Source organism: Bradyrhizobium sp., assembly GCF_049798375.1.
Lineage (GTDB): Bacteria > Pseudomonadota > Alphaproteobacteria > Rhizobiales > Xanthobacteraceae > Bradyrhizobium.
In genome coordinates this window covers 1-6,899 of record NZ_JBARGP010000711.1, presented here as the reverse complement: position 1 = coordinate 6,899, position 6,899 = coordinate 1, and the positions used below count along the sequence as shown (strand labels likewise).

The following is a 6,899-nucleotide window of genomic DNA, read 5'->3' as shown; positions in this document are numbered from 1 at the left end:
CGGAAGTGAAGGCGACCTCTGGTCTGTCCCAATCGGCCGGTCTGCTCCTGGCCACGCCATCTCGACGAGCTAGCTATGTTGCGCGACAGGAGGCAAACAACGGATGCGGCTTCTTCTGGTCGAGGATAATCTCGAGCTCGCCGATTGGCTCGCCAGGATTTTGCGTCGCGGCAATTTTGTCGTCGATGTGCTGCACGACGGCGAGGCTGCGGACCACGCCTTACTGCTCGAAACCTATGACCTCATCATCCTCGATCTCACGCTGCCATCAATGAGCGGCATGGAGCTGCTGCGGCGCCTGCGCAGCCGTGGCGAAACTGTTCCCGTCATCATCCTGACCGCCAATGCCAGCGTGGACGGACGCGTAACCGGTCTCGACCAGGGCGCTGATGATTACCTTGCCAAGCCCTTCGATATTTCGGAACTCGAAGCGCGCATCCGTGTCCAGTTGCGTCGCTCCGCGCGGCGGCCGACGCCTGTCATCAGCTGCGGCACGCTCGCTTTCGACACCAACACGCGCCTGTTCCAGATCGGCGCGGTCCCGCTGGCGCTCACCCCGCGCGAGCATGCGGTGCTGGAGGCCCTGCTGCTGAAAGCCGGCAAAACCATCAGCAAGAGCCAGCTGTCGCAAAGCATCTTCGGTCTCGACGATCTCGCCGATCCGAGCACCGTCGAGATCTATGTGCATCGCGTCCGCCGCAAGCTGGAGGGAAGCGACGTTCGCATCGTTACTTTGCGCGGCCTCGGCTACCTGCTCCAGCATGCGCAGTAAGAGCCTCCGCCTCCAGCTGCTCGCCTGGCTGCTGCTCCCTCTCGCGGGACTGGTGATCGTCAACGTCTGGAGCAGCTGGAACACCGTCCAGGCCACCGCCGATCTCGTCACCGACCGCGCGCTGGAAGCCTCGGCGCGGGCGATCGCCGAAAATGCGCGGTTCGACCGCGGCGTGGTGGACGCCACCATTCCGCCGATCGCGCTCGAAATGTTCGCCACCGGACATGGCGATCGGGTCTACTATCGCGTCAACAGCGCGGACGGCCGTCTTCTCACCGGCTATCCCGATTTGCCCTCGCCGCCGCATCCGCCGAAGGAAGCCGTTCCGCTGGCGTTTTCCGGGATCTATCGCGACCAGCCGCTCCGCTTCGCGGCGCTTATCTATCCGATCGTCGGCGCGCCCAATGGCGAGCACGTGATCGTGGTGGTCGGCGTTACCCTCGCCGGTCACCAGGCCATGGTGCGCGAGCTGTGGGGCGGCAGCCTCAGCCGACAGCTCCTGCTGCTCGCTGCCGCCGGACTGCTGGTCCTGCTGGGGCTCAGGCAGGGATTGGCTCCGCTGCTGCGCCTGCGCACCGCAGTGATGGCAAAGGACCGCGACGATCTCACCCCGCTGCCGGATCAGACCGTGCAGAGCGAACTGCGCCCTCTGGTCTCGGCGCTCAACACCTATATGGGCCGGGTGGCAGGGCAAATGGCGGCGCAGCGCCGCTTCGTCGCCAATGCCGCCCACCAACTGCGGACGCCGCTCGCCCTGTTCGGCACGCAGGTCGCCTACGTCCGCCGCACCTCCGATCCGGCGGAGCGGGACGAGGCGCTCGCGGCGATGGAAAACAGCACGCACCGGCTGGCCCGGCTCGCGAGCCAACTCCTGACCCTGTCACGCGCCGAGCCCGGCAGCCGCAGGCCACGGGAGGAAACCGTCGACCTCGCAGCCTCGGCCCGGCTCGTGCTGGAAGGGCTCGCCGACCTTGCCGTGGAGCGCGGCATCGACCTGGGCCTTGATGCAGATGCGCCGGCCTGGACCCGCGGCGATGGCGCCATGCTGCGCGAGGCGATCGTCAATCTCGTCGACAATGCTCTGCGCTACACGCCTTCAGGCGGCAGCGTGACGGTCACGGTGCGCCAAGCCGGCGGCATGGCAGAGCTCGTGGTCGAGGATAGCGGACCCGGCATCCCGCCGGAGGAACGCGAGATGGTGCTGGAACGCTTCTACCGGCTGCCGGGCACATCTGGGGACGGATCGGGGATCGGCCTGTCCATCGTGCGCGAAGTGGTCGATGGCGCCGGCGGTGCGCTTACCCTCGGCGCCAGTGCGGCGGGAGGCCTCAAGGTCGAAATGCGGCTGCCGGCGGCCGAGGCCGCCGGCTAGACGACAGAGCATGGCGTAAGGACTTGGCTCAGGTCTGCTCCTGGAACGGCGCCGGCCGCCACTTCACCAGATGGTTCTCCATCAGCGTGATCATGAACTCGATGGCGAGCGCCAGCACGGCAAGGATGATCATGGCCGCAAACACGCCGTTGGCGTTGAACGAGCCCTGCGCCGTGGCGATCAGCAGGCCGACGCCATGCTTCGCTCCCAGGAACTCGCCCACGACCGCGCCCACCAGCGCGAAGCCGAAAGAAACATGAAGTGAGGCGAGGATCCAGCTCAGGGCCGACGGGATGATCACAGATGTGGTGATCTGGAGCGGCGAGGCGCCGAGGATCTGGGCGTTCGCGATCATGGCGCGGTCGGCCTCGCGTACGCCCTGGAACGCGTTGGCAAACACCACGAAGAACACCATCACCACGGCGAGCGCCACCTTCGATGCCATGCCGAGGCCGAGCGAAATGATGAAGATGGAGCCGAGCACCACGCGCGGAATCGAGTTGGCGATCTTGATGTAGATCGAGAACACGTCGGCGAGCAGCTTGTTGCGACCGAGCACGATGCCACAGACAACGCCACCCACGACACCGATGAAGAAGCCGAGCGCAGTCTCCTCCAGGGTGACGAGAATCTGCAGCCAGAGCGGACCCTGGGACGTCCCCTCGGTGGCCCAGATCCAGATCTGTTCGGCGATGCCCGTCGGGCTGGCGAAGAAGAAGGGATCGATGAAGCCGACCCTGGCACCAATCTCCCAAAGACCGAGCGTCGCCACCAGGATGGCAATGCGTAAGCTGATCACGAGTGTGCGTCTGGCCTTCAGCCGGGCGCGCGCCTTGGTCTCGATCTCGACCTCGGTCGGAACGGCCCGTGCCGTAGGGGCGGTGGAAGCGGCGGCCACGGCGTGTGCCGGCATGGTCATTATCAGTCCTTTCCGATTTTCAGTGGCCGGTGTCGAGGCTGCGCTGCTGGCCGATCTGCACTTCCTCGCGCAGATCGTCCCAGATGGTGCGGCATTGCGCGACGAAGGCCGCGTCGTAGCGGATCTCCTGCATGATCCGCGGGCGCGGCAGGTCGATCTGGTAGACGCTCTTGACGGTGGCGGGGCCGGCCGTCAGCACATAGACCTTGTCGGCGAGCGCCACCGCCTCTTCCAGGTCGTGGGTGACGAACACCACCGAGGCGCCGGAGCCGGACCACAGGTTCAGCAACTCATCCTGCATGTTGGTGCGGGTCTGCACGTCGAGCGCCGAGAACGGCTCGTCCATCAGCAGGATCTTCGGCTCGTTAATGAAGGTCTGAGCCAGCGCCACGCGCTTCCGCATGCCGCCGGACAACTGGTGGGGATAGTGCTTCTCGAACCGGGCGAGGCCGACGCGGGCAATCCAGTCTCGCGCCTTTTCATACGCCCGTGCCTTGGGAAGGCCGCGATAGAGCGGGCCCGCGGCCACGTTGTCGAGCACGGAGCGCCAGGGGAATAGCGCATCAGCCTGGAAGACGAAGCCCACATCCTTGTGGATGCCGGAGACCGGCGCGCCCATCACCCGCACTTCCCCGGCACTGGGGCTGGCGAGACCGGTGACCAGGTTGAGCGTCGTGGACTTGCCGCAGCCGGTGGGACCGACCACGCAGGCGAACTCGCCGCGCCCTACCGTCATGGTGAAGTCGCGCAACGCCGTCATCGACTTGCCGTCCGGCGTGAGAAAGCGCCGGGTGACGTTCTCGAGCTCGATGGCGGGGCTGGATGATGGCGCCGCCACGACGGGCGGGCGGACGCCAGCCTCGGTTTGAAGGGACATGAATTTCCTCCCGTCGCCGGCGCATCGCGCGACGACCTCGTTCGAACAGGTCTTCCGGCAGGGGCGGTCGCCGCGCGTAAAAACCGCGGCGGCGACCGCCCTCTCGTTCAGTTGCCCAAGCTCTTAGTTGCCTAAGGTCTTTAGTTGCCTAAGGTCTTGGCGGCGTTGTCGACGAACACGGTTGTGTAGGTCTTCGACAGGTCGATGGACTTGCCCTGGACGTTTTTCGAGAAGGCGGACAGCACCTTCAGCACCGTCTCAGGCCCATCCTTCGGCATGCGACCGTCGGGCGTAAACTGGGCTTTGCCCTCGGCGAGGCCCTGAATGTAGAGGTCCTTGTCGCCGACATAGTAGTCCTTCGGCATCTTGTCCGCGATCTCGGCGGCCGAGTGGCCGGCGATGAAGTGCATGGTCTTGACGAACGCGTTGGCGAGCTTCTGCGCCTCGTCCTTGTGACCGTCGAGCCAGGTGGTGTTTACGTAGAAGGATGCCGCGGGATAGGTCCCGCCCAGCGCCGCGGCGGTCTTGTCCGGGGTGCGCATGTCCACCAGGATTTTGGCGGCGCCAGTCTTCAACATCTGGCCAATGGTCGGCTCGGTGGTCATGCCGGCCTGGATCTGGTCCTGCTTGATGGCGGCGATGAAGGTGTTGCCGGCGCCGACCGGCAGCAGGCTGTAGTCGCCGGCCTTCAGACCGCCCCGCTCCGCGAGGTAGCGCGTGAGGAAATCGGTCGACGACCCGAGGCCGGTCACGCCAAGGGTATGGCCCTTGAAGTCGGCCGGCGATTTGACGCTGTCGGCGTATTTGGTCGAGACCAATTCCACCTCACCCGGCGCCTGGCTGAACTGCACCACCGACTGAATGAACTTGCCCTTGGCCTGCAGGTCGATGGTATGATCGTAGAAGCCGACCACGCCCTGCACGGCGCCGGCGAGCAATTCGTTTTCGGCCTCGACGCCGGCGCGGGAGCTGATGAGCTCGATGTCGAGACCTTCATCCTTGAAGTAGCCAAGCTCGCGCGTGAGAACCGCCGGCAGGTAGATCTGCTTCTCCATGCCGCCGACGATGATCGTGAGCTTCTCGGCAGACGCGCTGCTGGGCGCCGCGAAGCCGGCAGCGATGACAAGGGACGAGGCCAACAGCCGCAGCCGCGGTCCCGCCGAGCGTTGTGCAGAAGATTTCAGCATGATTTGTCTTTCCTTGTCGGCGACCCGCGCCTGCGTTTCCCTGGCTGTTCAGATGCGCCTCGACGCATCCTCTTTTTGGTCCGGCATGACACCGTCATGCCACCCTAGACCGGCCAAGCTTTCAATCGGCTTTCAGTCCCGATGTCCGGTGCCGGCGTCGCGCAGCCGTGGATGAGACCGGCCGTTGCGCGGCCCGTGACTGCGTCGGTTCGGCCAATCTCGAGCCGCGCGCCCTCACCTTGAGGGTAAGCAAGGCCGAAATCTCCGAGCTTAGCGGGTCAATGCCCGTTCGGCGGCGTGATCACCACACGGCCGCTCATGCCGGCCATCAGCTCGGGCGCGGTCTGCGTGATCTCGCCGATCACCTTGATGGTCTGGCTGACCGGATCGACCCGGCCGCTCAACCGCATCACTTGCGCGGAATACGTCTTTTCGGTCTCGTGGATGTCCACCTTGAAGGGCATGCCGGGCTTGAGCCAGGCGAGCCAGCGCGACGGTGCGATCAATTCGACCTCGAAGCTCTGGTCGTCGAGGATGTCGAGCAGCGGTTGGCCGGCGTTGGTGTACTGGAATTCGCCCGCCTTCTGCTCCACCGTAATGCCCTCGAATGGCGCGATGATAGTGCATTTGGCAACGGCAGCGTCGGCGGCGGCGCGATCCGCCTTGGCCTTCTCGACCTCTGCGGCCGCGATATCGAGCTCAAGCTGCCCGGTCGACTTCAGCTGCATCAGCCGCTGGTTGATGACGAAGGTCTTTTCGGCCTGGGTCAGCACCGCATGGGCATGGGCCAGTTGCGCCTTCTGGGGGGCACAGTCGAATGCGACCAGCAGATCGCCCTTCTTGAACCGCTCTCCGACCCGGGTGGTGATGCGATCGATCCGCGCTGCCATCTTGCTCGAGAGTGTGGTGTAGTGGCGCGGCGTCAGCTGGGCGCGGATTTCCTGGTCCGACTCCGGTGCTGCGGAGTCAGGGCCGCCCAGCGGAGCCTGAGCTCCTGGCGCCGCGACGGCAAGCAGGAGCGTCAGCGCTGCAAGCCGGACGAAGTGACGTTTGACACCCCCCGGCCTCGCACTGGCCCGCGGATCGGCGTCAGCAGATGGCCTGCCTGATCGGACCCGCATTCCTGCTCATGCGTCGACGTCATCGCCTCGCTCAGTTGACGCTGGTCTTCTGATCAGGCGCCGGCGGCACATCCAGAGTTGCGGCCGCGACGTTTGAAGAGCCGATCTTGGCGACGCCCTCGGCAGCTTCCTTGGCGACTGCGGTCGGAACCGCCGGCCCCCGCCCTGCGTCCGCCACCGGCTCTACGACCCGGCCACGCTGCCAGTCCTGCATGCCCCGCCTGATTTCCCTGGAGAGCTCGGGGATGTCGAAGACAGCAGCCTCGCTTGGCACCGGATCGACCCCAAGGCTCGCGTAGATCCGGCAAAATGCGGCCTGCGCCTCGGCATAGGCCTGGTAGCGCCGCAGCTCGGAGAACACCGCGCTGACCTCGGACGAAATCCGTTCGAGATCGCCCTGGACGTCGGTCGCGGCGCGGTTGGTGATCTGCTGCGAGAGGCGTTGATCGACGTCGGCCAGCTCGGTCGAACGGCGATAGTCGCGGCTCGCGGCCAGATATTGTTGATAAGCGATGTGCAGCTTGGCGAGCACGGCAATGCTGAGCGCCTCGCGCCGCACGTCGACCAGCAGCTCGGCATTGTCAGCCCGCTTGATCGTGACCGGGGCATAAATCAGGCTGTTCAGATAGCCGCCGATGCGAACCGCGCCGG

General features: G+C 65.5%; 7 protein-coding genes. 2 read left to right on the top strand and 5 right to left on the bottom strand.

Going from position 1 to position 6,899, the window contains the following annotated elements:
* Window positions 1-103 precede the first annotated feature (103 nt).
* A complete protein-coding gene (locus WA702_RS27815) occupies window positions 104-772 on the top strand; it encodes a response regulator (RefSeq protein WP_425113748.1) in 669 nt (222 codons plus the stop codon).
* The gene (locus tag WA702_RS27810; protein ID WP_425113747.1) at window positions 762-2,144 is read left to right on the top strand and encodes a sensor histidine kinase; all 1,383 of its coding nucleotides are present in this window, start codon (window positions 762-764) and stop codon (window positions 2,142-2,144) included. The genes WA702_RS27815 and WA702_RS27810 overlap by 11 nt, the downstream gene beginning before the upstream one ends.
* A 28-nt stretch (window positions 2,145-2,172) precedes the next feature.
* Here WA702_RS27810 and WA702_RS27805 read toward each other — a convergent pair whose 3' ends face one another.
* The 5 genes from WA702_RS27805 to WA702_RS27785 all read right to left on the bottom strand — a co-directional run.
* The gene (locus tag WA702_RS27805; protein WP_425113746.1) at window positions 2,173-3,063 is read right to left on the bottom strand and encodes an ABC transporter permease; all 891 of its coding nucleotides are present in this window, start codon (window positions 3,061-3,063) and stop codon (window positions 2,173-2,175) included.
* Window positions 3,064-3,082: 19 nt separating this feature from the next.
* Entirely contained in the window at window positions 3,083-3,940 is an 858-nt protein-coding gene (locus WA702_RS27800; protein ID WP_425113745.1) for an ABC transporter ATP-binding protein, read from the bottom strand.
* A gap of 140 nt (window positions 3,941-4,080) precedes the next feature.
* Window positions 4,081-5,127: an ABC transporter substrate-binding protein gene (locus WA702_RS27795; RefSeq protein WP_425113744.1), complete on the bottom strand. Its 1,047-nt coding sequence runs from the start codon at window positions 5,125-5,127 to the stop codon at window positions 4,081-4,083.
* A gap of 278 nt (window positions 5,128-5,405) precedes the next feature.
* A complete protein-coding gene (locus WA702_RS27790; RefSeq protein WP_425113743.1) occupies window positions 5,406-6,248 on the bottom strand; it encodes an efflux RND transporter periplasmic adaptor subunit in 843 nt (280 codons plus the stop codon).
* 31 nt (window positions 6,249-6,279) lie between these two features.
* Window positions 6,280-6,899 (bottom strand): hypothetical protein (locus WA702_RS27785; protein ID WP_425113742.1); only part of this gene is annotated, 620 nt, incomplete at its 5' end.

Bases quoted from the DNA above. Each gene is read 5' to 3' on its own strand.
- WA702_RS27815 (WP_425113748.1), top strand. From the start codon at position 104: ATGCGGCTTCTTCTGGTCGAGGATAATCTCGAGCTCGCCGATTGGCTC.
- WA702_RS27810 (WP_425113747.1), top strand. From the start codon at position 762: ATGCGCAGTAAGAGCCTCCGCCTCCAGCTGCTCGCCTGGCTGCTGCTC.
- WA702_RS27805 (WP_425113746.1), bottom strand. From the start codon at position 3,063: ATGACCATGCCGGCACACGCCGTGGCCGCCGCTTCCACCGCCCCTACG.
- WA702_RS27800 (WP_425113745.1), bottom strand. From the start codon at position 3,940: ATGTCCCTTCAAACCGAGGCTGGCGTCCGCCCGCCCGTCGTGGCGGCG.
- WA702_RS27795 (WP_425113744.1), bottom strand. From the start codon at position 5,127: ATGCTGAAATCTTCTGCACAACGCTCGGCGGGACCGCGGCTGCGGCTG.
- WA702_RS27790 (WP_425113743.1), bottom strand. From the start codon at position 6,248: ATGCGGGTCCGATCAGGCAGGCCATCTGCTGACGCCGATCCGCGGGCC.